Raw genomic sequence first — 24,720 nt, forward strand, 5'->3', positions numbered from 1 at the left:
GCGGTCGAGGTGCGCAGCCTATGCGGTGAAAGCCGGCGCTCTCTTCGCTTCGACTTCAGGATTGGTTGCGAGCATAAATCCACCCGCGCTGAGCCTGTAGATTTGATTGCGCCACACGATACGATTGCTGGCGTAACTCGCCGCCCAATAAAAGAAGCCGAATAGGTCGCGCAAAGGGAAGAGAAGCGAGGTGCGCAACAGATTCCGCTCTTGCACCACGAAGGCGCCAAGAGAGGCTGCCATCAGCGCGCGCGTAGTCACGCTGTAGCCCAAAAGCGCTAAGCCCAGCAGAGGATGATGTAGCAGCAACGCTGCCAGGAAACCAAGTATGCCGAAGGGGACGCTGAAAGTGAGGCAGGTTCCGAAATGCCCTTTGGGTCGCGAGAAGCGAGTCGACCTCATCCAGCGAACCTGGTGCTTCTGCGAATCCATGAAGCTCACATTGAGCACCAGATGATCGATCACGTGCGTCGACAGAACGACAGTGTGTCCGGACTCATGGACTCGATTGCCGAGAATGAAATCGTCGGCGCAGTAGGCTCCAAGTTCACCGAAGCCGCCCATCTCTTTCATACAGGCCCGCCGCACCGCCATCGTGGGACCCAGCGTGAACTGCATGCCTTCCATCAGGTCCGCCACTAGCACCCCGGCCGTCATCTCGACCGACATGCCCACCGCTTCCAGCTTCGACCAAAGGCCGCCGCCGGCGATGCCGCGATATAGGCAGGTAACCGCGCCCACTTCCGGCCGCGCAAAAGGCGCTGCAACTTCGCGAATGTAGTTCGGGGTCACGCGCACATCGCTGTCGCTGACGATGAAGATGTCATGCGCCGCGGCCTTCTCCATCAACTCCAGCGTCGAAACCTTGGCGTTGATGTGCCACGGCTCGCCGGTCAGCACAAACTTCACCGGGATATGCGGATATCGCGCCGCCACTCGTCGTGCTGCCTCTAATCCTTCGTCGGAAGCAACGCGCGCGCCGAAGAGGATTTCGTAGCTGGGATAATCCTGCTGAAAAAACGTCTCGAGATGCGCCTCGAGGTCAGGCTCATTGCCATGCAGCGGCTTGAAAAGAGAGACAGGCTCGCGGAAGGTTGGATGGACGGTGCGACGGCGGCGCGCGAAGCGCCGGATTCCAGCCAGAACCAAAACAGTGAATGCCGTTGACGTGAGCAGGCCCAAAACGCCGAGGCCGAGCAGGACTTTAATCATGCAAGCGTGTGCCTTCCACCTTGAACTGTGCAATAGGGGCGGGGGCTTGTTAATAGACTAGCGCAGCTTGGCCAAAGTTGCGCAGCCATCCTTTTGGCCGGGTGTAACGCCACCGGCTACCGCTTGCCCTTGGCGTGCGGCACCACCATCACCGATCGCCGTAATGGAACCATGGCTGCGGCTCCCTGTTGCGGAACGCCCTGCATCCGGGTCAGCATCTCCGTGCGGACGTAGTCGACGAATCCCTGCATCTGGCGATTCATCTCCTCCATGCGCTCGCGCATCTGCAGGATAATCGCGATGCCGGCAATGTTGACGCCCAGATCGCGAGCCAGGTTGAGGATGAACTCCAGCCGCTCCAGATCCTCATCCGTGTACAAGCGGGTATTGCCGTCGGTGCGCGACGGCTTGAGCAGTCCCTCGCGCTCGTAGAGACGAAGCGTCTGGGGATGAATCTCATACATCTCGGCCACCGCCGAGATCATGTACGCGCCTTTGGATTTACGTTTCGTTGGCATGGAATTTTCTCAGTGCGCAAAAAGCTGCGCTTCCGCGAGCTGCGTGCGGATCGCGCCAAATCGAACCACCCGGGGGAAGAATCCGCGCAGTTGTCCTCCTGTAACTTTGTACGGCACAAACGCCTTCACCGAGTAGCCGCTCCGATGCTCGATCTCGATCATGATCGCATCGGCATATCCCTCGTCGGAAGCCTTGGTCGTAGTGACATTCGAGGCCATAGCAATGGCGCTGAGAATGCCGCGATGCGCCTTCTCCGTCAACTGCTGGCGTAGCAGATCCAGCAGCAGCGCTCCGTCCGCTGGCATCTCCTGCTGCGCAATCCGCTCCATCACCACGTCGCCTTCGTCGTTCATGCGATAGCCAAACGGCCCGAACTCCCCGTATTTTCGCAGCATCCGCTTGGCATAGGAGACGCAGGAGTTCAGCAGCTCATTGGCATCGTCCCGGATTTGTTCTTCGCTACTCATCTTCGTTCCGCTTCTTCGATAGCCGGTAAACACAATGCTGGTAATCGTGCCAGAAGACCACTCGATCCAGCGTCAAGCCATTCTTCTCAGCTACGCGTCGCGATGCTCCATTCCCCGGCCTGATCATCGAAATCACAGTGCCGGCTCCGATTCGCCGGAATGCATCGTCGATCGTGGCCTTCGCCGCTTCCGTAGCGAAGCCCCGATTCCAGAGCTGGCGCTTCACGTGATAGCCAATCTCAAGCTCGGCAACACCTTCTACGTCCTGCCATACGGCTCCGCAATCTCCGATTAACTCCCCGGTCCGCTTCTCGACCAATCCCAGCAGCCCGCTGCCGTTCTCATACCGGCCCAGTTGACGTTCGATCCACTCACCGACTTCGTCGCGTGTGAGCGGATGGGGATACCAGAGCATAGTCTCCGCATCCCCGAGGATAGCGGCCAGTGCCGGCTCGTCCGCACTCGTCAGAGGTCGCAACAGCAGCCGGTCTGTCTCAATCGGCGCGCGCATTAGACCTTGGCCCAGATTGCCTCGCGCGGATCTTCCGGATTCAGCTTGGCAAGCTCGCGCAGAATCTCCTTCGAGCGTTCGTCCTGAACCTTAGGAACCACGATTTCGATGGTCACAATCTCGTCTCCGCGCTTGCCGGGAGCCGACACCGAAGTCACGCCGCGCTCCCGCATGCGCAGCTTCTGTCCGCTCTGCGTGCCCGGAGGAACCTTCAGCTGCGCCCGTCCGTCGATGGTGGGAACCTCGATCTTCGCTCCCAGCGCGGCTTCGGCAACGGTCGCCGGCACCGTGACGTAGATGTCGTCGCCCTGCCGGGTAAAGACCGGATGGCTGCCTACGCGGATGTTGAGAAAAAGATCGCCCGGCGTTCCGCCGTTCACACCCGCATTCCCCTTGCCGCCCAGACGAATCCGCTGGCCGTCGCGCGTACCCGGCTTGATACGGAACTCGATGGTTTCGGTGCGCGTCATTGTGCCATCGCCGTGGCAGGTGGGGCAGGCATTCTGAACCTTCCCCGATCCTCCGCAGCGCGGGCACTGAATATTGAACTTCATCCGGCCGCCCATCTGGGTCACCTGGCCGCTGCCATGGCATTCGGGACAAGGCTGCGCGCCGCCCGTCGATGCCTTGCCCTTACAAGTTGGGCAGACCTCCTGGCGCTGAATCTGCAGCTTCATCGGGCCGCCCTGGATTGCGGTCCAGAAGTCCACCTGAACCTGGTATTCGAGGTCGGTGCCGGGTTGAGGTCCTTCCTGCGTCCGACCTCCTCCTCCGCCCTGGTTGAAGATCCCCGAGAAGATGTCGCGGAAGCCGCCCCAGCCTGAACCGCCCGCCGGCTGGCCTTGCGGCGATCCCGATCCGGCCGACGAGGCAAAGTCAGAGAAGTCGAAGCCTCCGAAATCGAACGGAACCTCCTGCGTGGTCGTGCGCCCCGCGCCTCCCGGTCCATACCCGCCGCGTGCCGCAGCTTCGGCCGTCGCGGCGTCGATCTGATCGGAGTAGAAGCCGAACTGGTCGAAAACCTTCCGCTTCTTTTCGTCGCTCAGGATATCGTTGGCTTCCGAAATCTCCTTGAAGCGTTCCTCGGCCTTCTTATCGCCGGGATTGACATCGGGATGATACTTCCGCGCCAGTTTGCGAAAGGCTTTGCGGATCTCATCCGGCGTCGCAGTTTTTTTCACGCCAAGAAGGGCGTAGTAATCTTTTTGCTGGGTTGGTGGCATAGCGTCGTCAGCTTCTCAAACTTTCTGGCATTCGGGGCACCAGTAAACGGTGCGTCCGCCCATCTCCTGTTTCTTGATTGTCGCACCACACACGAAGCACGGCTTCCCGTGGCGCCGATAAACATAGTGCACTTCCTGGTCCTGCACCGCGCCCCGCGGGTGTGGCCTATCTGTCGCCCTGGTGGTTACAATTCGGCGATCGTCCATCGCCGCGCGCATGAGCGTCTTTGCTTCCCGCCAGATCTTCTTGAGCGCATCTCGCCCAACCTCTTTGCCTGGACGCATCGGGTTGATCCGCGCCCGGTAAAGCAGCTCCGCACGAAAGATGTTTCCGATGCCGGAGAAGATCGTCTGATCCATCAGCAGCAGCCCAATCGGTGTGGCGCGCTTTTCGATTACCGCGAACCCAGGCGCCGGGTCGCTCTCTTCTTGTAGCGGATCGGGTCCCAGCCGCGCCAGCAGCGCTTGCCATTTCTCTTCGTCGAAGATGGAGCAATCCGTTGCTCCGCGCAGCTCAACCCAATCCGTCTTGCTCCACATCCTTAGCCGCAATGCGCCCTTTTCCGGCGGCAGTGGCATCTGGCCTTCCCAGAAATCCCCATACATCCCGAGATGGACATGCACGATCAGATCGCGCCCAAACACATACCCGAGATGCTTGCCCACAGCCTCAACCGACTTCAGCGTGCGCCCATCCAGAATCTCCGCATCGGGAAACGCTCCATTCGGAGAATCCACGCGGAGGCGCTTGCCGGCCAGAGCCGCCGCGTGCCGTTCTGCAAAACGATGGATCTCATTTCCTTCCGGCACCGCTTAGTTCCAAACCATCCGAGCCTCGATCGGCTCGATCCGCCAGAAAAGATCGGGCTCGGCCTTGCGCATCTGCGCGGCGAAGTGCTCCGCTTCTTCCTGCGTATCGAAGGTCATGCTGCTATACACCTGCCCGGCCCTCAGCTGCTCGAATTTCCAGACTGTGTTGGTCATTTTGCTCCCCCCCATCCCATCCTTAAAGCGCGAGGGGCACTCGTTACGAGTTGCCCCTCGGTGCTACGCCACGTTTCCGCGTTTGCTGCTGCGTTACTTCTTCTCGTCGACGTCGACATACTCGGCGTCGATCACGCCTTCGTCCTTCTTCGCCTCTTCGGTGGTTCCCGAAGCCGCAGCCGCGCCGTTTTCCGGAGCGCCTGGAGCGGCGTTGGCCTTGTACATGGCCTCAGCCAGCTTGTGCGAAGCGGCGGTCAGCTTCTCCCGCGCTCCGTTCAGGTCGGTCACGCTGGGTTGTCCTTCCAGCGTCTTCTTAGCATCGGCAAGTGCCGTCTCAACATCCAGCTTTTCGGAGCCGGAGACTTTATCTCCGTTGTCCTTGAGCATCTTCTCGATGTTGTAGACCAGGCTGTCGAGCCCGTTGCGGGCCTCGATCTCCTCGCGCTTCGTCTTATCCTCGGCCGAGTGAGCATCCGCTTCCTTGGCCATGCGATCGACCTCTTCCTTGCTTAGACCCGAAGATGACGTGATAGTTACCTTCTGATCCTTGCCCGTGGCGTTGTCCTTCGCCGTTACGTTGAGGATGCCGTTGGCATCGATGTCGAAGGTGACCTCGATCTGCGGAACGCCGCGCGGAGCAGTAGGAATTCCGCTCAGCTTGAACTTGGCCAGCGTGCGATTTTGACCCGCCATCGGGCGCTCGCCCTGCAAAACGTGAACTTCAACTTCAGTCTGGCTATCGGCCGCCGTCGAGAAGGTCTCAGTCTTCTTGGTCGGAATCGTGGTGTTGCGCGGAATCATCGGTGTCGCCACTCCGCCCAGTGTCTCGATGGCCAGAGTCAGCGGCGTCACGTCGAGCAGGAGTAAGTCTTTAACCTCGCCTGCCAGTACGCCCGCCTGCACCGCAGCGCCGATCGCCACTACTTCGTCAGGATTCACGCCCTTGTGGGGCTCCTTGCCGAAGAGCTCCTTGACGATCTGCTGAATGCGCGGCATGCGCGTCTGTCCGCCCACCAGAACCACTTCGTCGATCTTGCTGGCGTCGACACCGGCATCGGAAAGAGCCCTCTTCGACGGCTCAATCGAACGCTGCAGGATGTCTTCGACCAGCTGTTCGAGCTTGGCGCGGGTCAGCTTCTTAACCAGGTGCTTAGGTCCGCTTGCATCCGCGGTGACGAAGGGCAGATTGATTTCTGTCTCCATCGCCGTCGAAAGCTCGATCTTGGCGCGCTCCGCTGCGTCCTTAAGACGCTGCAGCGCCATCTCGTTGCCCTTCGAGCCCAGGTCCAGACCTTCGTCCTTCTTGAACTCGTCGATGAGCCAATCCACGATGCGCTGGTCGATGTTGTCGCCGCCCAGGTGCGTATCGCCGTTGGTCGACTTCACTTCGATGACGCCTTCACCGACTTCAAGAATGGAGATATCGAAAGTGCCGCCGCCGAAGTCATACACGGCGATGGTCTCTTCCTTCTTCTTGTCCAGTCCGTAGGCCAGTGCTGCCGCGGTCGGTTCGTTCACAATGCGCTTCACGTCAAGACCGGCAATGCGGCCGGCATCCTTGGTCGCCTGGCGCTGCGCGTCGTTAAAGTAAGCCGGAACGGTGATGACGGCTTCGGTCACCGTGGTGCCGAGATAGTCTTCCGCCGCCTTGCGCAGCTTCTGCAGAATCATGGCCGAAACCTCGGGCGGGGTGTAGTCCTTGCCCTGCGCCTCGACAACGATGTGGTCGCCCTGCTGCTTCACCTTGTAGGGGACCATCTTCATCTCGTCGTTCACTTCATCCACGCGGCGTCCCATGAAACGCTTGATGGAATAGATCGTGTTCTGCGGATTGGTAATGGCCTGGCGCTTCGCCACCTGCCCCACCAAACGCTCGCCGCTCTTCGTGAATCCAACCACGGAGGGGGTGGTGCGGCCGCCCTCTTCATTGGCGATGACCTTCGGCTCGCCGCCTTCCATTACAGCGACGACCGAATTGGTCGTGCCCAAGTCAATACCGATAATCTTTGCCATTTGTAGGTGCTCCTGAAATCTGACTACTCCGCTACAAGCATCAGCTTCGCACTTGAGTGAGTTGTTGTCAATGTATCTGATGCGAGGAGCATAGCAAGGGATGCAAAGTTGTAAGCGTCCTGTAATCTGCGGCTTAGCTTGGCCAAGACAGGCACTCCGGGGCTTCGAAAACCCGGCGGCATCCATATTCAGCACTCCTGTATCCAACTGATTTCACAGCAATTGAACGGAATCCCGGCAGGCGGCTTTGCGCCGTCTTTCTCTCCAGCTTTTTCTAACCTGAAGCGGAACCATGGCAGACGAGAGCAACCAGCAGGCGCAAAACGCCGGGATCAATCCCTGGCTGATCGCCATTTCCGTAATGCTCGCGACCTTTATGGAGGTACTGGACACCGCAATTGCGTCGGTGGCGCTACCCTACATCGCCGGCTCGCTCTCCGCGTCGAACGATGAAGCCACCTGGGTCCTGACCAGCTACCTGGTCGCCAACGCCGTCATCCTGCCCGCCAGCAACTGGTTTGCTCTCAAGTTCGGACGCAAGAATTTCCTGGTCACCTGCGTCATCATCTTTACGGTTTCGTCTTTTTTCTGCGGAGCAGCGCCCTCGCTGGCCCTGATGCTGGTCGCCCGCATCGTTCAGGGCGCCGGCGGAGGAGCCCTGCAGCCGCTCTCCCAGGCCATCCTGCTGGAGAGCTTTCCGCCGCAAAAGCGGGGCATCGCCATGGCCGTCTTCGCCTTCGGGGTGGTCGTAGCCCCGGTTCTCGGACCCACACTGGGCGGCTGGCTCACCGATACCTACAGCTGGCGTTATGCCTTCTACATCAATATCCCGGTCGGAGCGCTGGCCGTCTTCATGATCAGCCGCTTCGTCAAAGATCCGCCTTATATCGCGAACGCCAAGGTTGGAAAGTTCGACAACCTGGGCTTCGGCCTGCTCGCCGTCTGGACCGGCTGCCTGCAGGTGATTCTCGACAAGGGCCAGGAAGACGACTGGTTCGGAGCGGTCTGGATCCGCTGGGCGGCCTTCTTCCTCGTGACCTCGTTTGTCTGGTTCCTCGTCCATTCCTGGCGCAAGAAAGAACCGCTGGTCAACCTGCGCACCCTGAAGAACTGGAACTTCGCCGTCGGCTGCGCGCTCATCATGATGTTCGGTGTCTGTATTTACTCGATGATCACTGTCCTGCCGCTCTTCTATCAGGAATTGCTCGGCTATACGGCATTTACGGCAGGATTGGTGGTCGGTCCCCGCGGCATCGGATCGATTTTAGGGATGCCCGTCATCGGCTGGTTGGGCGGCAAAGTCGACGCCCGCTATCTGCTTACCTTCGGCTTCATCGTCTTTGGCATCACGTCGCTCTTCTTCGGCAACATCGACCTCAGCATCGGTCCCACGACGCTGCTGCTGCCGATCGTCGTGACCGGATTTGCGCTGAGCTTCGTCTTCGTTCCCATTACCACCCAGGCCTACGGCACGCTTCCCAACGAGCAGATCGGGAACGCCAGCGGCATCTTCAATCTGGTGCGAAATATCGGAGGTTCGGTGGGTATCTCGGTCGCACAGACCCTGCTCACCCGCCGCGCCGACGTGCATCAGAACGAAATCACTAACTCGGTGCCGATCTCGGGATATTGGTTCGAGCAGCAGACGGCCAATCTGAGAAGTTATTTCAGCCATCTCACCAATGCCCCGAATACTGCAGCAGCGGCCGCGAGCCAGCTTTACGGAGAACTCGGGCAGCAGGCGCTGCTCTGGGCCTTCGTAGACGTCTTTCGCTGGATGTCGCTGCTGTGCTTCGCCTGCGTAGCGCTGGTCTGGCTCTTCAAGAAAGTAAAACCCGGCAAGAAGGCTCCAGCCGGTGCTCATTAAGCGAACTCTCTTCGCGGGAGTCGTTCTGAAAACAGGACCTAATACTTCCGCAAAACCCCAACCACGCGCCCTTGAATCGCAACCTGTGCCGCCGGAACGTAGATCGGGTCCATCTCGGAGTTGGAAGGCTGCAGACGGATCGTGGAACCCTCCACGTAGTAGCGCTTCAGGGTGGTTTCAATGCCACCTACCAGAGCGACAATGATCTCGCCCTCGTTCGCCGTGGCCGTGCGTTCGACGAAGACGAAATCGCCGTCGACGATATGCTCGTCGCGCATCGATTCGCCCCGCACCTGCAGCGCAAAGACCTCGCGGTTTCCGACGACATCGCTGAGCGAGATCGAATCCTGGTTCTCGACCGCTTCGATGGGTAGGCCGGCAGCGATGCGCCCCAGCAGCGGGAAGCGCTCGCCGGGGCGGCTCTTCGCCCGCGGCGGCAGCACATCGATCGACCGGCTGCGGTTATGAGCCCGCTGCAGCAAGCCTTTGTTCTGCAGATTTGTGATGTGCTTATGGACAGTGGCCAGGGAGCGCAGGTCCAGCCCGTGCGCAATTTCTTCAAAGGACGGGGAGTACCCGTTGCGTTGGACGAAGCTGGAGATGAAGTCCAGCACTTCTTTCTGTCGTCGAGTCACGGCCATATTTGCATTGTAGCGAATAAAAAGCGAACCGACGAGGGAATCTGGAAGAAATTTCGGCTCTCGAACTGTTGTGAGTAACCGAACCAGCAACAGCCATCGACCGCAATAGGCAACGCCAAATTATTTCTTCTCAGAGCCATTTTGGGATAGCGAAATGCGGCCCAGTTCATTTCGGAATGAGGCCTCATCTTTGCCCTCTTTGCTTCTTGTGTCCGAAAGCCGCACAGGAGAAGGTGAGGGCAAGGACATATGCCATGCGTTTTCTGATCGCCGACGATGACCGGTCATTAGCCACATTGCTGGTACGAACCCTGAACTCCGACGGTCACTCCGTACGCCTTGCCGCGGACGGCCTAGCGGCCCTCGAGAGCTTCGTGGATCAGCTTCCGGACTTCACCATCCTCGATCTCGACCTGCCCCGGAAAGATGGGGTCGAAGTGCTGCGCGCCATGCGCACTATCACCTATGACACACCCATCCTCATCCTCACCGCGCGCAGCGATATGGAAACTCGCATAAAGTGTCTGGATTTCGGCGCCGATGACTACCTGTTGAAGCCCTTTTCGATCGCCGAGCTGCGTGCCCGCTGTCGCGCACTGCTGCGTCGCAGGCGCGATCCGAATCTGATCCTCCGTCAGAAAGATCTCGAGGTAAACCGCGTGGAGCGGAGCGTACGCCGCGACGGCCAGCCGGTAGTGCTCACCAACAAGGAATTCGCGCTGCTCGAATATCTGCTCCTCAACCGCGGCCAGCCTGTCTCCCGTTCCACGTTGCTTGAGCACGTCTGGGACATGCGCATCGCCAGCACCAATGTTGTCGACGTGTACGTGAACTATCTCCGCCGCAAACTGGGCGACGGAGGAGATGTACCCCTCATTCAGACCGTGCGCGGCGAAGGCTACGCCATCGGTTTTCGTAATTAAAGGCGCGATCGCGAAACCCGCTGCCTGAAACGGTGTCGCATTTTGATTACAGAAAGGCAAACAGATGACAGCTTCCTGGGCGCAATCTTTGCCACGGCCGCTCGCACCGCCGCGCACCGCAATTCTGACCAGTGCCGATCTCTCGTTTCGCCAAAGAGTGCGCGACGCTTTGACCGGGCTGCGCTGGCAGGTTCGCGAAGCAGATGGCGGAGCCGAAACTCTGGCCTGTCTGGACGCAGCGCCGGCCGAAGCCGTGATCCTCGACTCCTGGCTGCCCGACCTTGAAATTGGCGAATTCATTGCCGAGTTCGAAAAACTGCACCCGGGTATCGATCTGGTCGCGCTAGGTGATCTCGCGGCATCTTCGCGAAGCATGCGCAGCCCTCGCCGGAATGAGGTCCTCTTCGCCCTGCGCCACGGCCAGGAAGGCGATGAAGTTCTTGGAGGTGATGAGGCTATGAATAGCGGGTCTGTAAGCTGTGAATCACCCAGCGGAGAATCCGCGAACTGCGCTCCGGTCATGCCAATGCGGGAGATAGAAGCGCAGCCCTCGGCGCCAGTGCGCATGCTGGCCCCGCCCGTCATCATTGCTACCCGTCGCCAGATCGAGAGTGAAAATTTTAGTGGCGCAGATTTCGCCGCTGCCCCTCTGAGGTCCGGGCCCTCTTCCGCCTGCCGTCTCCCGGAGTTCATCGGCACTCATCCGGTCATGCTCGAAGTCAGCCGGCGCATCCGCCTGGTCGCAGGCCATCGGACCTCTGTGCTGGTGCAGGGGCCGACCGGCAGCGGCAAGGAACTGGTGGCTCGCGCGTTGCACCGGCTCAGTCCCCGATCCGTCCGTCCTTTCGTCGCTCTGAATTGCGCCGCCATCCCCGAGGCCCTGCTCGAAGCGGAGCTCTTCGGCCACTCTCGCGGAGCCTTCACGGGCGCGGTGCAGGGCCGTGTGGGACGGATCGAGGCCGCTCACGGAGGAACGCTCTTTCTGGACGAGATCGGAGAGATGCCGCTCGCCTGCCAGGCCAAGCTGCTGCGCTTTGTCGAAAGCGGAGAGTTGCAGCGGGTGGGCGACAACGAGCTGGTCAAGGTGGATGTGAGGCTGATTGCCGCCACCCATCGCTCCTTGGCCCGGCTGGCCAACGAGGGCGCCTTCCGCTCCGACCTTTATTTCCGGCTCTCCGTATTTCTTCTCCATACTCCGTCTCTATCTGCGCATATTGATGACCTGCCCCGGCTCACCGCGCACTTTCTGGAACGGATGAGCCAGCAGAGTCCCGCCAAATCCTTATCCGAAGAGGCGCAGTCGCGTCTTCTCGGCCATAGTTGGCCAGGCAATGTGAGGGAGCTCGAGCATGTTCTCGAACGTGCATGGATCTTGGCCGAAGACCGGCCTCGGATCGGCGCGGCCGAGATCGAGTTCGGAGAGGAGTACGTCACCGAATAAGGAGCAGAGCGGCGAATGAGGATCTTTTAATGCTGCTCCCGCCAACATGGGATCGCCTCATGCAACACTCTGCGGCGGCGGCCCCGCACCAAATACCAAAGGCTGAAATCACAGAAGGTGCAAACGACAAAAGCGGTGGGAATGGCAGGGATCGAACACGATTCACGGACAACGATAGGAGAAACGATGCAGATCACCACGTCATTGACCGACCAGCTGGCCAGCTATCTCGATCTCTCCAGTCTGGAGTTAAAGCTGACCGCGCAGAATATGGCCAACATCGATACTCCGGGATACCGCACCATGGGTATCGACTTCGGAGCCGAGATGGAGCGGTCGATCGCCGCAGTGATTGCTGAACGCCGTCGGGAAGAGGACTCGGCCGGAAACCTTTCTCTCACAAGCAAACGCGCCGCGGTCGAAAAGGTCGACGGCCTGCTTGAGCGCCCGGATGGCAACAACGTTTCGATGGACCGCGAGGGCATGAAGATGGCCGAGGCACAGCTCCAGTTCCGCGCCGGGGTGGAACTCTTGAAGCACGAGGTAAGTACCATCCTCGATGCCATCCACGCCGACAGCAAGTGAGCCAGATACAGAAGACTTTTCCCGTCACCATGGCTAACCGCTAACCGGCTTTTAGCCAGCCGGTTCATCGCAAGACACGAGGAGGAAAATCATGAATCTGTTCGGAGTGATGGAGGTAAGCGGCACCGCTCTCGCCGCCGAGCGGCTGCGGGCCGAAGTCGTGGCGTCGAACATGGCCAACGCCGAAACCACGCGCACCCCCGAGGGTGGTCCTTATCAGCGCCAGCATGTGGTCTTTCAATCGCAGGCTCCCCAGCTCAAAAGCTTTGCCGACTCCTTTCCTTCGCAAGCCAACGGCGATATTGGCGGAGTCGAAATATCGGCGGTAGTCGCGGACAAGGCTGCTGGTTTGAGCCGCTACGATCCCCAGCATCCGGACGCTGACGAAAACGGCTACGTCTCTTATCCCGACATCAATCCGCTCACCGAGATGGTCGATCTGCTCAGCGCCTCCCGCGCCTACGGCCTCAACAGCTCCGCCGTGCAGGCGACGAAAGGCATGATCAGCGCCTCGCTGGACATTCTGAAGTAGGACGCCTTCCCGAGAGGCGTTCTGAAGAAGCTTCTTGATCTTTTATTTGAAGAAGCTTCTTGATCTTTTATTTAAGGAGGAATTCGACATGCAAGCCGATCCGTTATCGAGTGCTATGGCCACGCTGAGCGCAGGTCTTGAGTCTCCACTCTCGGCCTCGCCGTCGCTGGGCTCGGGAGCGGCCGGTGCCCCGCCCTTCTCCGATTTACTCCAGAGTGCGATCGCCAATGTCAATCAGCTCGATAGTCAGGCCACCACTGCCGTGCAGGGATTGATGAGCGGAGCCGGAGTCGACGTCCATCAGGCCATGATCGCCACCCAAAAGTCGCAGATGGCCTTCGAGATGGCGTTGGCCGTACGCAACCGGGCAGTCACGGCGTATCAGCAGGTGATGCAGATGCAGTTTTAAAGTCTTTTCTCAGTCCTTGAGCTCTGGGAAAAGTTAATCAGCAGAATCAGGAAGACAACAAATGGACGAAAATCGACAGCCGGCGGCAGCATCAGGAAACAAGGGACTGGAAGAGCGCGCCCTCACGCTCTTCTCCCATCTTGGCCTTCGTCTGAAAGAGCTTCCGCCCGCACAGCGAAAGTGGCTGGCCATCGCCGTAGCCTTCAGCGTGGTGTGCGTTGCTGCCATCGTCTGGTATGCCACGCGTACAGACTGGCGCACCCTATACGCCGGGCTCGATGCCGGCGATGCCCGTGAGATGGCTGCGGAGCTTACCGCTGCGTCTATCCCTTACGATGTCTCCTCCGACGGCACCGCGCTTCGCGTTCCCGCCGAGTCACTCGACAAAGCTCGTCTGACAACTACTGCCAAAGGTGGCCCGCGCAGCGGTCGCATGGGTTTCGATCTCTTCGACAAACCCAACTGGGTGGGCTCCGAGTTCGACGAAAAGGTCAATTACCAACGAGCCCTCGAGGGCGAGCTGGAACACACCATCGGCACCCTGGCCGATGTCGAAAGCGCGCGCGTCCATCTGGTTCTGCCCCACGACTCGCTCTTCAACGAGCAGCAGCGCGACGCCAAGGCTTCAGTAGTGCTCAAGTTGCGTCATCGAACCTTGTCTCAGGACGAAGCCGAGGCGGTGCGCAACCTGGTGGCCAGCGCTGTCGACGATCTCCACCCCGAGCATGTCGTCCTGGTGGATGCGGAAGGACGCCAGCTGGGAAAGAGCAGCGGCAGCGCAGAGATTGCGGCTTATGAGCAACAGCTCGCTGCCAAGCTGGTGGAGACGCTGGAGCCAGTGGCCGGCTCGGGAAATGTCCACGCCTCGGTGAACGTCGAATACGACACCTCGATCGCCGACGAGGTAGACGAGACATACGATCCGAATGGCGTTGTCACCCTATCCATGCAACGCTCCGAGCAGACCGCGGGCGCAGCGACGCCTGCCGGGGTGCCCGGCACGGCCAGCAACGCGCCCAACGTGCAGCCGCCCCTTTATCCGAAAACCACTCCCGAGACGCAGAGCGAGAAACAGGAGAGTGGAACCTATGGAGCCTCAAAGAGAGTCCGTCATACAACTCAGGGAGCAGGGAAGCTGCACCGCCTCACTGCCGCCATCCTCATCAACTATCGGAAAGCTATCAATGGCAAGAAAGTGAGCTGGCAGCCGCGCTCCGCCGAGGAGATGAAGCATCTGGCCGAGCTGGCCCAGGCCACCGTTGGCTACGACGCGGCGCGGGGCGACATAGTCAACGTCGAGAATCTTTATTTTGATGACCAGGCAGCCCCGTCGCCCCCGCTGGTGGAGAGACTTCTGCAGAGTGCTACCGCCTCCCAGCCATTGCTGAAACTCGGTGTTGTGCTGTTGGGGATGTTTGGGCTGCTGTTCTTCGTCGTGCGGCCCGTGATGCGCAATCTGCAGATTGCGGGAAAGGCGCTGCCATCACCCGCTGACTCGGCCCTGGCAGCAACCCACGCGATGCCGGCGCCGGATCCTGCATTATTGGCTGCGGAGAAGCAGCGTGAGGAGGCCCAGGCAATCTTCGAATCGGTGACCGAGCGGCTGCGTCGTGAGCCAGCACAAAGCACCCGGCTCCTGCAGAGCTGGATTCATACGGAGTGAGGGAACCATGAGTACAGCGCCCGCTACCTCCCCGACGCCTCCGCCGACCGGCCTTACCGCGCCCAATCCGACGTTGCGAACGCGGGTGGCCAGTCTTCCGGGAATTCGCAAGGCCGCCATCCTGGTGGTGGCTATGGGCGACGAGTTGGGCAGAAAGGTTCTCCAGAACCTTCCCGAGCCAGATGTACAGAAGCTCACAGCGGAGCTTTCGCAGCTCAGAAATATTACTCCCGACCTCTCCTACGCCGTGGTCGAGGAGTTTCACGAGATGCTCGAGACCCAGCAGTACATGATGCACGGAGGTCTCGACTATGCCACCAAACTTCTCGTCGACTCTTTCGGCAAACAGCGCGCCGAAGATCTCATGGAGATGGTCAAGCGGGCGCACGATGCCAGCCACGGCAATTTGGCCATGCTGCAGAAGGTCGACCCACTGCAGCTGGGCAAATTTCTCGACGGCGAACATCCGCAGACCGTGGCCCTGGTGCTGGCGCACCTCGATCCCAAGCGCGCCTCCCTGGTCTTGAACAGCCTGACGGAAGCCAATCGTGTAGAGGCTATCAAGCGGCTGGGAGCCATGCGCCAGTTCTCGCCGGAGATGGCGCAAAAGGTCGCTCTCATCCTCCACAAGCGGCTGGAAAACGTCGGTGACAGCAGTCGCAAGGCCTATTCGGGATTCAAAGCCGTGGCCGACCTGCTCAATCGCCTCGAAGCCGAGCAAGCCAAGAAGGTTCTGGAGCAGATCGAGGACGACAATCCGGAGATGGCGCTGAAGGTCCGCAACCTGATGTTCACCTTCGACGACCTGGTCACCATTCCCGCCGTCAGCATGCGCGAAATAGTCTCCGCCGTGGATAAGCGGCAGCTGGCCTTGGCGCTGCGCGGCTCGGCTGAGGATCTCCGCGCCCACTTCTTCCGCGCCATGTCTTCGCGCGCCGTCGATATGCTGAAGGACGATATGGAAGTCCTTGGGCCGGTGCGCACCCGCGAGGTGCAGGCGGCCAAGCAGGAGATCCTGAACCTCGCCCGCCAGTTGGAGGCCGAAGGCAAGGTCATCCTCAAGCTGGAGCAGGGCGACGACGTGATGATATAAACCTCGCCGGAGCATGGGAAGCGGAAAGACAGCAGCCATCAGCTGAGAGGGAGAGAGTCTTGATCACGAAGAGCGTCAAAATTGTGCCCTTGGAGTACACGCCGATGGGCGCTCTGCCCGGCGAGCCGTCGGTGCTAGATTTTTCTCTAGAGCAGATGGGACAGATCGAGCGGATCCCCCCGGACCAGGTAGAGTTGCTGACCAGAATCGGGCGTCTGCAGGCGGAGAAGGACGCACTCTCCGCCAGTATCGACCAGCAGTTGGCGGCTGCCCGCGCCCAGGGCTACGAGGCGGCCTGTACCGAGCAAGAATCGCGGAGTGACGATCAACGCCGGCTCGCCTTTGGGGCTCTGGTGCGAGCGGTCGACACATTCGCGGGCGAGCAGAAATCCTATTTCGCCCGCGTCGAGCGGGAGGTCGTGCAGCTGGCGCTATCCATCGCTGCGCACGTCCTCCATCGCGAGGTCCAAATTGATCCGCTGCTCCTCGCCGGGGCGGTGAGGGTGGCTCTGGGACAGCTCTCCGAGGCGACCCAGGTTCGTCTTTGCGTGCCCTCTGAAGAAGCGGAGTTGTGGACCGAAAGAATGCATCTTACGCCTGATCTGCTTCTACGCCTCGCCGTAATCTCCGACAGCCAAATGCAGGCGGGAGACTGCCGGCTCGAAACCGAGTTGGGCCGCGTGGACCTCGGCGTACGTGCGCAGTTGCAAGAGATTGACCGAGGATTTTTCGATCTTTTGGAACAGCGTGGAGCCAATGCAGTTCCTGGTCCCCATGAAACTCACGGCTCCGATGAAACCCACAGAACCGATGGAGTCAGTAAAGCTAGAGACAGGCGGATGGGGCCGCAATTCCACGCGTTATCCGGCGCTCGTGTGATCGCCGGTCCAAGCGTGATATCCAGATCCCACGCCACCTCCGGGGCCCACACTATGTCCGAACAGGGAACGCAGACTTCATATGCCGGCACTTCTTAGCCAGCCCGAAGAGTTTCCTATGCTGGAGGCCTATTTTTCGCGCCTCCCGCATCTTCCGTTGCTGCGCTGGAAGGGGCAAATCTGCGAGGCCTCGGGGCAGACCATCGAGTCGACCGGTCCACCCTGTTCGCTGGGCGACTCCTGTGAGATTGTCGATGGCTCTGGAGGCCGTCATCTGGCCGAGGTCATCGGCTTTCACGGCCGCAACGTGGTATCGATGACCGTCGACTCCTCCGAGGGAATTCGTTTCGGGGACGAGATCGGCAGCCTCGGCGCCATCCCCTGCTTCGAGGCCGGGGATCGGCTGGTGGGGCGGGTGTTGAATGCTCTCGGCCGGCCCATCGACCGCCAGGGCGGACTGGGCCGGGCCATCGCGCTGCCCCTTGAGGGGAGCGTGCCTCAACCGCTCGATCGAGTCGCCATCCGGACCCCGATCGGCACCGGGGTGCGCGCCATTGACGGCCTGCTGACCGTGGGCCGGGGCCAGCGCATCGGCATCTTCGGCGGCTCGGGCGTAGGGAAGAGCACTCTGATCGGGATGATGACGCGCAACAGCGAAGCCGAAATTATCGTCGTAGGGCTGGTCGGAGAAAGGGGCCGCGAGGTGGGCGAGTTTTTGGACGAGAGTCTTGGCGAAGAAGGCCGACGCCGCGCCGCGGTGATCGTTTCGACCTCCGACCAGTCGCCCATCCTGCGCATGCGCGCAGCCCAGGCTGCCACAGCCGTGGCCGAATATTTTGCCGGGCAGGGAAGGCACGTGCTGCTGGTCTTCGATTCGCTCACCCGCTTCGCCATGGCGGCGCGGGAAGTGGGGCTGGCTGCGGGCGAGCCTCCAACTGCCAAGGGCTACACGCCTTCTGTCTTTCAGAAACTGGCCCGCCTCATCGAACGGGCTGGCCAGTTCTCCCGCGGCAGTATCACCGCTTTCTATACCGTGCTGATGGAGGGCGACGACCAGCAGGATCCGCTCATTGACGCGGTACGATCCCTACTCGACGGGCACATCGTGCTCTCCCGCGGATTGGCCGCCGAGGGTTGGTATCCTCCCATCGAGGTGCTGGATTCGATCAGCCGCCTGATGCCGGCCGTGGTTACTCCCGAACACCGGCGGTCCGCAGCAGCGGTCCGCCGCATGCTCGCCGTCTACACCCGATCAGAAGATTTGATTCGCATCGGCGCCTATAAGCCGGGGACCGATGCCGCTCTCGATGCCGCGGTCGCTTCCCGCTCCGCGATTCGCGCCTACCTCGAGCAGGGTGCCGCCGAGCGCATCACCTTTCCGCAGGCGGTCGAAGATCTGCTGGCGCTGTCGGGCAGGCTCTAGCGTGCCGGGCGCCTATCAGCGGCTGTTGCGCCTGCGTGCGCTCTTCGAGGAGGCCGCACGCGCGGATCTGGAGAGACAGGTGGCCCGGACCAAAATCATAGAGGAAGCCGGGAGGCGGCAAGCGGGAGCGGAGCAGAAGCTGCTACGGGAGAGCATCGCTCCGCTGCTCGCACCGCAAAAGCTTCTCGTACAGGAGACGCTCGAAGAGAGCGAGCGAAGATCTCTCGCCGGGAGGGCACGCGAGGCCTCTCTCGTCCGGCGGCATCAACTGGAGCGGATAGCCAGCTGGGAAGAACAGCACATGCTGCTTCTGCGCGAAGAGTTCCTGGCCCGGCGCAAGGAGCGGCAGCAAGTCGAGAAGATTGAGCAGGGCATGGCCTTACAGCGCCGGTTCGAAGCCGCGAGGCGCGAACAGCGCGCGCTTGATGATTGGTACGCGGCTTCACGATCGCGTCCGCGTCGCTGAGGATGCGCCGGAAGGGAATGGATCAAGACTGGTCGAGACGAATAGGTAGGAATTGACTCGAAAATGATTGCAGGGAACGGCCAATCACTAAACTCGCCTATGGCGCGCCATCATGAGATTTTTCTTATCTCCTCACCCGCTCCTTCGGTCCCTCTCCTGCACTTCACGCAATCGAGGTGCAAGCAATGCGACTGGCCAGCGGGCCGCAGCCCGTCACAGCATCGAACCCCGCGGCTGCATTGGAGTTCCACGAGGGCGCTCTCTCAGCCCAGTCCCCAACTCCGCGAACCGGCGCCGCCCCGAATTTCGCCACGCTGCTGACAGGCCATACCGCCTCCAGCCTGCCATCGACCCGGCTGGCCAGCCAAATAAGCAGTCAACTCGTTCAGGAGAAACAAGACAAACAGGAAAAGACGGACGAGGCTGCACCGGATAGCAAGGAAGCTAACTCTGTTCTTCACGACCTGCGGCTGAATCTGTCACCGGATTTGTCATACAAAGACGCGTCACTCAAAGGCGCGTCACTCGAAACTTCTCCGCTCGAAGCTCCGGCGCTGGCGGGCGACGCAACCCGAAGTGTGAGCCCAAATGCGATTCCAGGCCTTAACCTTCCCTCGATCGCGAACGGGAACTCCGGTGGCGCTGCGGCCATCCGTCCGTGGCTCGCGCCGTCACCGGCGCAATCGGCACACGCTTCGTCTCAGCTTCTTCCTGACGAAGCGCGAGCGCCTCAAGAGGCCGATGCCCCGTCGAAAACCCCGCTTGCGTCGCGAACCGGAGCGTCTTCGGCAAGTCTTTCCGCGTCACTCGAATCCGCTTCTGCGGTGGGCAAATTGGCCTCTCTTAAAGTGTCAGGGTCGGACTCTGTTTTTGCGGCAACGGCCCCCCACCCTCCTGCCTCAGTCACAGCGACAGGCTCTGCTGTACTGCTCACGAATACAGAGCCATTCTTGAGGCCGGACGGCGCCCAGATTGCCGCAGCCACGCATAGCGTCGACAACGGTGCCCAACGGGCCGCGGAGAGCGGATTGGCGTCGACTCCTCAGAGTTCCACGATTTCTGCACCGGACGATCAAGCCGTCCCCGAAATCGCCGGAGCGGATGAGACAACGGGTAGCAAAGCCCCGGCTGACGTCCCGGTTACTGACGCCCAGCTTTCGTCATCCGCAGATCGCAACGCTCCGATTGCAGGAGGTGCATCGAGCTTGCCCGGCTCGATGCCGATTTCCCAGCAGGACAGAGCAGAGATGTCGCTCCAGATCCCCCCGGCCACTTCGAAGTCAATCCCCGGGAAGGGGGCGCTCGCTGGCCATCCTGTCCCAGAAGGGATGGCCGCGATCGCCACCCATGACGGAACAACCGGCTCCGCATTGCACGGTCCACTCACGGCAGATCCAGTAATGTCGGACTTGGCAATATCCGGTTCGGCCACCATTGGTCCGACCGTAACAGTTCCGGCTCTAATAGGTCCGGCTGCAACAGGTCCCGCTTCCTCCGCTGTCGCTCATGGCTCGGCGTCCGTCGCGGGGCTCGATCCGTACCAGCGGCTCGATCAGGCGGCCCCGGCCGTCACCCTCCACTCCACTGCCAATCGATTCGCCGTCGGCGTCCACGATCCGGCGTTGGGATATCTCGAGATCGATGCTCACTCCGCCGCCGGCCAGATCTCCGCCGCTCTCGTAACTAACTCGGCTCTGAGCCATGCCAGCCTCGCCGCCCAGCTGCCATCCCTTCACGAGTACCTAGGCGACCAGCAGGTGCGGTTGAGCCATCTCGGAGTGGAACAACAGATGCCGCAGGGCGATCGCAGTGCGCCGCAGCGCGAGGGCGGACAAAGCCCCGGAGGCAGGGCATCGGAAAGTTCGCCCGCGGCCCCCCCTCTTTCCGCAGGTCTCGCCCGAATGTCTCAGTCCGACTGGGCTGAGGAAGGTGAAAGCGGCCCGCTGCCGTCCTACATCAACGTTCGTGTCTGACCGGCCAATCTGGCCAACACATTATCCGGCCGGCAATGTTCGTACTTGAGCAACGCAGAGAAAGGAAGCCTTATGCATATTGCAGCCCATCAACCCCAGACCTCGCCCTGGAAACCACTGCAGACCACGCCCTCCGCGATGACCGCTTCGGCGAAAGGTCCAGGGAGTGCCGGTAGAGGAGCGGCCGCATCCAGTGCGACAGATTCTTCGTCCGGCTCGTCGGACTCGAGCCCAACGTCAACGGCGACCATCACCGCCAATGACTTTCTCCAACTGCTGGTCACGGAGCTGCAAAATCAGGACCCACCGCCGACACAGATCCCAACGAGTATGTCGATCAGCTGGTCCAGGTCAATAGCCTGCAACAGCTGATCCAGATTGACCAGAACACGGAAGGGAGCTCATCTTCTTCATCAGGCTCAGGCTCGTCTGGATCTGGTTCATCAGGTGCGGGTTCATCAGGTGCGGGTCCGTCGGGGGCTGGCTCTTCAGGATCGGGCTCGGTGCATCAACGGACTACCGCGCATGGCAACCTCAGCCCTAATCCCGTCCATCCGCCGAGCTTCTCCGCCTCCGCCAACGAGATCGCCGGCTCGCTGGCCCCGCAGGCCGGAGACCCCGCACATCCATCCCCAGCTGCCGACATCAACCATGTTCCTCGGTTCCAGGGTCTCGGGCTGCAGTAGCTGTATATCCAAATTTCGAATTAAGGAGAGAGATTATGTCCTCGTTTTCCATCCCGTTAACCGGTCTTGAGAGCTCGTCGACCGCCCTTAACACCATCGCCAACAACCTTTCCAACATGAACACCACTGCCTTCAAGAGCCAGAACGTCAGCTTCAGCGACCTGTTTTACCAGCAGATCGGCACGACAGGCTCGGGGGACCTGCTCGAAGTAGGAGCGGGAACACAGATCGCCTCCACCTCAACCGATTTCTCCGGAGGCAGCATCAACCCTGTCAGCGGCAATCCGACGGACGTGGCTCTCAGCGGCAACGGCTTCTTCGTCCTCCAAAACGGCGGAACCAGCGAATATACCCGCGACGGCAGTTTTACCCTGAGTCCGACCGGCTTTCTCACCACCCAGAGCGGCCTGCAGGTGATGGGATATCCAGCCGCGAATGGCGTGGTCAACACCAACTCTCCCCTGGTTCCTCTGCAAATTCCGGTGGGCCAGGTCGAACAGCCGGCGGCCACCGCCAACATGTCGATTACCGCGAACCTCGACTCCTCTGCGGCGGTGGGAACGACCTTTCCCGCGCAGATTAAGTTGTACGACTCCCTGGGAACCCCGCAGCTCGCCACCGTCACCTTTACCAATACCGGTACGAATACCTGGAGCTATAGCATCGCCCTGCCCGCAGGCGCTGCGACCAGCGGAACGAACCTGACCGGCAATCTAACCTTCAATAGCAATGGCGATCTGACCGCGCCCGCAGCCAATGTCGCCGGAATCAGCTTTACCGGGCTCTCCGACGGAGCGAGCAACTTAACCTTCAACTGGAATCTTTATGGTGCGAATGGCCAGCCGACGATCACTCAGTTTTCCCAGCCCTCGGCGGCTCCAGCAACTTCCCAGGATGGCTTCACCAGCGGTCAGTATCAGAGCTTCACCGTCGACGCCAGCGGTCAGATCTCGGCCACTTTTTCGAATGGCCAAACCTCGCCGATCGGGCAGCTGGCGGTGGCCAACGTCACCAACCCGGAAGGCCTGACACTGCTCGGCGGCAATAACTATGAAACCACGCTGGCATCGGGCTCGGCCTCTGTGGCCACGGCCGGAACCGGCGGCCTGGGCACTATCGAGGATGATGCTCTGGAACAGTCGAACGTCAACATCTCGGCTGAATTCTCCAATCTGATCATCGCGCAGCAGGCCTATGAAGCCAGCTCGAAGGCCGTCACCACCTTCGACACTGTTTCTCAGGACACCATCAACATGATTCACTAACGGATGGTCCGGGGCAGAAAACTCCCTCCTCGAAAGGTATTGTTCTGGACTCATCGCCCCAGAGTTTATGGTTCGCTAGCGCGGCTTTCCCAACCGGAAGCCGCGTTTTTTTCGATAACTGTGGTGACAGGTCTTGGCGTTTTCATAGCTCTCTTAAATTCTTCTAATCCCCTCTGACCTATTTCAGGTCACACGAATGCACTTCCTCCCGGCATGACCGCCGATACTCCAGCTGCCCCATCGCCGACGCCGCACCCGGCGCAAAGCATCGGCTCCGCTCTGTTGCATACGCCGGCCAGCGAGAAAGATCAGAGCGAGCAGAATCGAAGCTGGGCCGATCCCAGCCAGAATGCGGCGCTGGCCGGGCTGCCGTTGCAGCTAAACGTGTCGGTGCCCATCCCTAACTTCCGTATCCGTCATCTGCTGGCGCTCGAAAAAGGTGCTGTTCTCGAAACTGCATGGCCCTACGCCGAAGACGTGCCCATTTGGTGCGGCGGCGCACAGCTTACCTGGACTGAGTTCGAGGTTGTCGACGATGTTCTGGCGGTGAGGGTGACCCGTGTTCTTTAGCGCCTCATCCTCGCCGCCTCCCCAGCTGACCGCATTCGGTCCTCATCCCGGCGGTCATGCGCCGCGCAGTTCAACTTTGCAACCGTGGCTTGTCCGGTTCTGGAAGCGGGTAGGCTGGAGTCTTCAACCGGCGCGATCTCTGCGCATCGAAGAGCGGCTGGGCGTAGGCGGCAAGAAAGCCATTATGCTCATCGCCTGCAACGGTCGCAGGTTCCTTCTCGCTTCTTCTGGTGATTCGATGGCTCCGCTCATCGAGGTCCTGCCTCTATCTCGGGACATCGCTGTACCAGTCATCGTTTGGCGGCAAGAGGAGATATCCCGGTGATCCTCCTCGCTCTGTTGAGCACCAAGCCCTTGCCTCCTTTGCCGCATATTTTCGGGCGCGGCGTCGACAGCGGCTCCGTTCCCTGGACCATTCTCTTCACGCTGACGCTGCTGACCCTCTTGCCGGCCATCGTGCTGTCCATGACGCCAATGGTGCGGTTGCTGGTGGTCTTCCACTTTCTCCGCCAGGCTCTCGGAACACAGACCGCGCCCAGCAACCAGGTGTTGATGGGCCTGGGTCTGATGATGACCTGGTTTCTCATACAGCCGGTGCTGGCCGATGTCGAGAAGCAGGCGGTCGATCCTTTCCGGCAGGGACAGCTCACCGGTCTCGAAGCCATCGAGCGCGGCTGCGATCCGCCCCGCCTCTACATGCTGCGTTATGCACGGGAGAAAGACTTGGCGCTCTTTACTGCGGCGGCCCTGGTCCCCAAGCCGAACCGCCCTCAAGACCTGCCGCTGCGCGTGGTCGCGCCCGCTTATATGCTCTCCGAGCTCAAGGCAGGATTTGAGATCGGGGCTGTCCTTTTTCTGCCTTTTCTGCTGGTGGACATGATCGTCGCCTCTATCACCACTTCGATCGGCATGTTTCAGCTGCCGCCGGTGGTGATCTCGACGCCACTCAAGATCCTGCTCTTCGTTATGGCCGATGGCTGGAACCTGCTGGCGGGATCGCTCTTAAAAAGTTTTTAAAGAGAACCCGGCAGAAGTGGGTTGACAGAGAACCAACCAGAGGCCGGTGCCATTTCGAAGTCGGTGTCATCACAGGAGGTCACCGTTGGGAACCGATCAGGCGGTCGAGATCATGCGTCATCTGCTGCGCGAGGCCATGCTGATCAGCGCGCCGATCCTGCTCGCCGCCAGCCTGACCAGCTTTTTGCTGAGCCTGCTGCAGACCCTGACCTCGCTTCAGGAGCAGACCCTTACTACGGTGCCGCGCCTGCTGATTGTCGTCGGCCTGATCCTGGCCGGGCTGCCTTGGTTCGCTCAGCGGCTGGTCTGGTACACGGTGACGCTCTTTACCGACCTGCGTCGGTATCTCGGTTAACGCC

General features: G+C 60.5%; 27 protein-coding genes. 18 read left to right on the forward strand and 9 right to left on the reverse strand.

Features of this window, described 5'->3' with window-relative positions; all coding sequences use genetic code 11:
• Positions 1-18: 18 nt before the first annotated feature.
• The 8 genes from hpnI to dnaK all read right to left on the reverse strand — a co-directional run bounded on the left by hpnI (position 19) and on the right by dnaK (position 6,929).
• Positions 19-1,212: a bacteriohopanetetrol glucosamine biosynthesis glycosyltransferase HpnI gene (gene hpnI, locus XX99_RS14735; RefSeq protein WP_082125592.1), complete on the reverse strand. Its 1,194-nt coding sequence runs from the start codon at positions 1,210-1,212 to the stop codon at positions 19-21.
• A 116-nt stretch (positions 1,213-1,328) separates the two neighbouring features.
• Positions 1,329-1,730 carry a MerR family transcriptional regulator gene (locus tag XX99_RS14740; protein ID WP_050060184.1) on the reverse strand — a complete coding sequence of 134 codons (402 nt, stop codon included), beginning with the start codon at positions 1,728-1,730 and terminating at the stop codon, positions 1,329-1,331.
• 9 nt (positions 1,731-1,739) lie between these two features.
• Positions 1,740-2,198 carry a hypothetical protein gene (locus XX99_RS14745; protein WP_050060185.1) on the reverse strand — a complete coding sequence of 153 codons (459 nt, stop codon included), beginning with the start codon at positions 2,196-2,198 and terminating at the stop codon, positions 1,740-1,742.
• Positions 2,191-2,709 (reverse strand): GNAT family N-acetyltransferase, encoded by a 519-nt coding sequence (locus tag XX99_RS14750; protein ID WP_050060186.1) that lies wholly within the window; start codon positions 2,707-2,709, stop codon positions 2,191-2,193. The genes XX99_RS14745 and XX99_RS14750 overlap by 8 nt, the downstream gene beginning before the upstream one ends.
• On the reverse strand, positions 2,709-3,932 hold the full coding sequence (locus XX99_RS14755) for a DnaJ C-terminal domain-containing protein (RefSeq protein ID WP_050060187.1): 1,224 nt from the start codon (positions 3,930-3,932) through the stop codon (positions 2,709-2,711). Before XX99_RS14755 ends, XX99_RS14750 begins: the two co-directional genes overlap by 1 nt.
• A gap of 15 nt (positions 3,933-3,947) precedes the next feature.
• Positions 3,948-4,742: an Fpg/Nei family DNA glycosylase gene (locus tag XX99_RS14760; RefSeq protein ID WP_050060188.1), complete on the reverse strand. Its 795-nt coding sequence runs from the start codon at positions 4,740-4,742 to the stop codon at positions 3,948-3,950.
• Positions 4,743-4,745: 3 nt separating this feature from the next.
• Positions 4,746-4,916, reverse strand: coding sequence for a PH domain-containing protein (locus XX99_RS27735; protein WP_184085283.1), 171 nt, complete (start codon positions 4,914-4,916; stop codon positions 4,746-4,748).
• A 93-nt stretch (positions 4,917-5,009) separates the two neighbouring features.
• The gene (gene dnaK, locus XX99_RS14765; RefSeq protein ID WP_050060189.1) at positions 5,010-6,929 is read right to left on the reverse strand and encodes a molecular chaperone DnaK; all 1,920 of its coding nucleotides are present in this window, start codon (positions 6,927-6,929) and stop codon (positions 5,010-5,012) included.
• 292 nt (positions 6,930-7,221) lie between these two features.
• Here dnaK and XX99_RS14770 point away from each other — a divergent pair, with 292 nt between their 5' ends.
• On the forward strand, positions 7,222-8,796 hold the full coding sequence (locus XX99_RS14770; RefSeq protein ID WP_050060190.1) for a DHA2 family efflux MFS transporter permease subunit: 1,575 nt from the start codon (positions 7,222-7,224) through the stop codon (positions 8,794-8,796).
• Between the two features lie 38 nt (positions 8,797-8,834).
• On the opposite strand, the gene lexA is transcribed toward XX99_RS14770, so the two are convergent.
• Positions 8,835-9,437 carry a transcriptional repressor LexA gene (lexA, locus tag XX99_RS14775; RefSeq protein ID WP_050060191.1) on the reverse strand — a complete coding sequence of 201 codons (603 nt, stop codon included), beginning with the start codon at positions 9,435-9,437 and terminating at the stop codon, positions 8,835-8,837.
• A 254-nt stretch (positions 9,438-9,691) separates the two neighbouring features.
• Between lexA and XX99_RS14780 the strand changes: the two genes are divergently transcribed.
• The 17 genes from XX99_RS14780 to XX99_RS14860 all read left to right on the forward strand — a co-directional run bounded on the left by XX99_RS14780 (position 9,692) and on the right by XX99_RS14860 (position 24,716).
• The gene (locus tag XX99_RS14780; RefSeq protein WP_050060192.1) at positions 9,692-10,360 is read left to right on the forward strand and encodes a response regulator transcription factor; all 669 of its coding nucleotides are present in this window, start codon (positions 9,692-9,694) and stop codon (positions 10,358-10,360) included.
• A 64-nt stretch (positions 10,361-10,424) separates the two neighbouring features.
• Positions 10,425-11,801, forward strand: a complete 1,377-nt coding sequence (locus tag XX99_RS14785; RefSeq protein ID WP_082125593.1) for a sigma-54-dependent transcriptional regulator — start codon at positions 10,425-10,427, stop codon at positions 11,799-11,801.
• Between the two features lie 186 nt (positions 11,802-11,987).
• Positions 11,988-12,386: a flagellar basal body rod protein FlgB gene (gene flgB / locus XX99_RS14790; RefSeq protein ID WP_050060193.1), complete on the forward strand. Its 399-nt coding sequence runs from the start codon at positions 11,988-11,990 to the stop codon at positions 12,384-12,386.
• A gap of 91 nt (positions 12,387-12,477) precedes the next feature.
• Positions 12,478-12,918, forward strand: a complete 441-nt coding sequence (gene flgC / locus XX99_RS14795) for a flagellar basal body rod protein FlgC (protein ID WP_050060194.1) — start codon at positions 12,478-12,480, stop codon at positions 12,916-12,918.
• An 88-nt stretch (positions 12,919-13,006) separates the two neighbouring features.
• Positions 13,007-13,327: a flagellar hook-basal body complex protein FliE gene (fliE, locus tag XX99_RS14800; RefSeq protein WP_050060257.1), complete on the forward strand. Its 321-nt coding sequence runs from the start codon at positions 13,007-13,009 to the stop codon at positions 13,325-13,327.
• 61 nt (positions 13,328-13,388) lie between these two features.
• Positions 13,389-14,990: a flagellar basal-body MS-ring/collar protein FliF gene (gene fliF, locus XX99_RS14805; protein ID WP_050060195.1), complete on the forward strand. Its 1,602-nt coding sequence runs from the start codon at positions 13,389-13,391 to the stop codon at positions 14,988-14,990.
• 7 nt (positions 14,991-14,997) lie between these two features.
• On the forward strand, positions 14,998-16,083 hold the full coding sequence (gene fliG / locus XX99_RS14810) for a flagellar motor switch protein FliG (RefSeq protein ID WP_050060196.1): 1,086 nt from the start codon (positions 14,998-15,000) through the stop codon (positions 16,081-16,083).
• A gap of 59 nt (positions 16,084-16,142) precedes the next feature.
• Positions 16,143-17,060 carry a FliH/SctL family protein gene (locus XX99_RS14815; RefSeq protein ID WP_050060197.1) on the forward strand — a complete coding sequence of 306 codons (918 nt, stop codon included), beginning with the start codon at positions 16,143-16,145 and terminating at the stop codon, positions 17,058-17,060.
• Entirely contained in the window at positions 17,044-18,384 is a 1,341-nt protein-coding gene (locus tag XX99_RS14820; protein ID WP_082125594.1) for a FliI/YscN family ATPase, read from the forward strand. Before XX99_RS14815 ends, XX99_RS14820 begins: the two co-directional genes overlap by 17 nt.
• A gap of 1 nt (position 18,385) precedes the next feature.
• Positions 18,386-18,850 (forward strand): hypothetical protein, encoded by a 465-nt coding sequence (locus XX99_RS14825; protein WP_050060198.1) that lies wholly within the window; start codon positions 18,386-18,388, stop codon positions 18,848-18,850.
• Between the two features lie 185 nt (positions 18,851-19,035).
• Entirely contained in the window at positions 19,036-20,823 is a 1,788-nt protein-coding gene (locus XX99_RS14830) for a flagellar hook-length control protein FliK (RefSeq protein WP_050060199.1), read from the forward strand.
• 138 nt (positions 20,824-20,961) lie between these two features.
• Complete coding sequence (locus XX99_RS28110) at positions 20,962-21,195, forward strand: flagellar hook capping FlgD N-terminal domain-containing protein (RefSeq protein WP_231581407.1); 234 nt, start codon at positions 20,962-20,964, stop codon at positions 21,193-21,195.
• 131 nt (positions 21,196-21,326) lie between these two features.
• The gene (locus XX99_RS28115) at positions 21,327-21,509 is read left to right on the forward strand and encodes a hypothetical protein (RefSeq protein ID WP_231581391.1); all 183 of its coding nucleotides are present in this window, start codon (positions 21,327-21,329) and stop codon (positions 21,507-21,509) included.
• A 35-nt stretch (positions 21,510-21,544) separates the two neighbouring features.
• Positions 21,545-22,774 (forward strand): flagellar hook protein FlgE, encoded by a 1,230-nt coding sequence (locus XX99_RS14840; RefSeq protein WP_050060201.1) that lies wholly within the window; start codon positions 21,545-21,547, stop codon positions 22,772-22,774.
• Positions 22,775-22,987: 213 nt separating this feature from the next.
• Positions 22,988-23,344 carry a FliM/FliN family flagellar motor switch protein gene (locus tag XX99_RS14845; RefSeq protein ID WP_050060202.1) on the forward strand — a complete coding sequence of 119 codons (357 nt, stop codon included), beginning with the start codon at positions 22,988-22,990 and terminating at the stop codon, positions 23,342-23,344.
• Positions 23,345-23,665: 321 nt separating this feature from the next.
• The gene (gene fliP / locus XX99_RS14855) at positions 23,666-24,361 is read left to right on the forward strand and encodes a flagellar type III secretion system pore protein FliP (RefSeq protein WP_050060204.1); all 696 of its coding nucleotides are present in this window, start codon (positions 23,666-23,668) and stop codon (positions 24,359-24,361) included.
• Between the two features lie 85 nt (positions 24,362-24,446).
• A complete protein-coding gene (locus XX99_RS14860) occupies positions 24,447-24,716 on the forward strand; it encodes a flagellar biosynthetic protein FliQ (protein ID WP_050060205.1) in 270 nt (89 codons plus the stop codon).
• Positions 24,717-24,720: the final 4 nt, after the last annotated feature.

It is taken from the genome of Silvibacterium bohemicum, assembly GCF_001006305.1.
GTDB classification, from domain to species: domain Bacteria; phylum Acidobacteriota; class Terriglobia; order Terriglobales; family Acidobacteriaceae; genus Silvibacterium; species Silvibacterium bohemicum.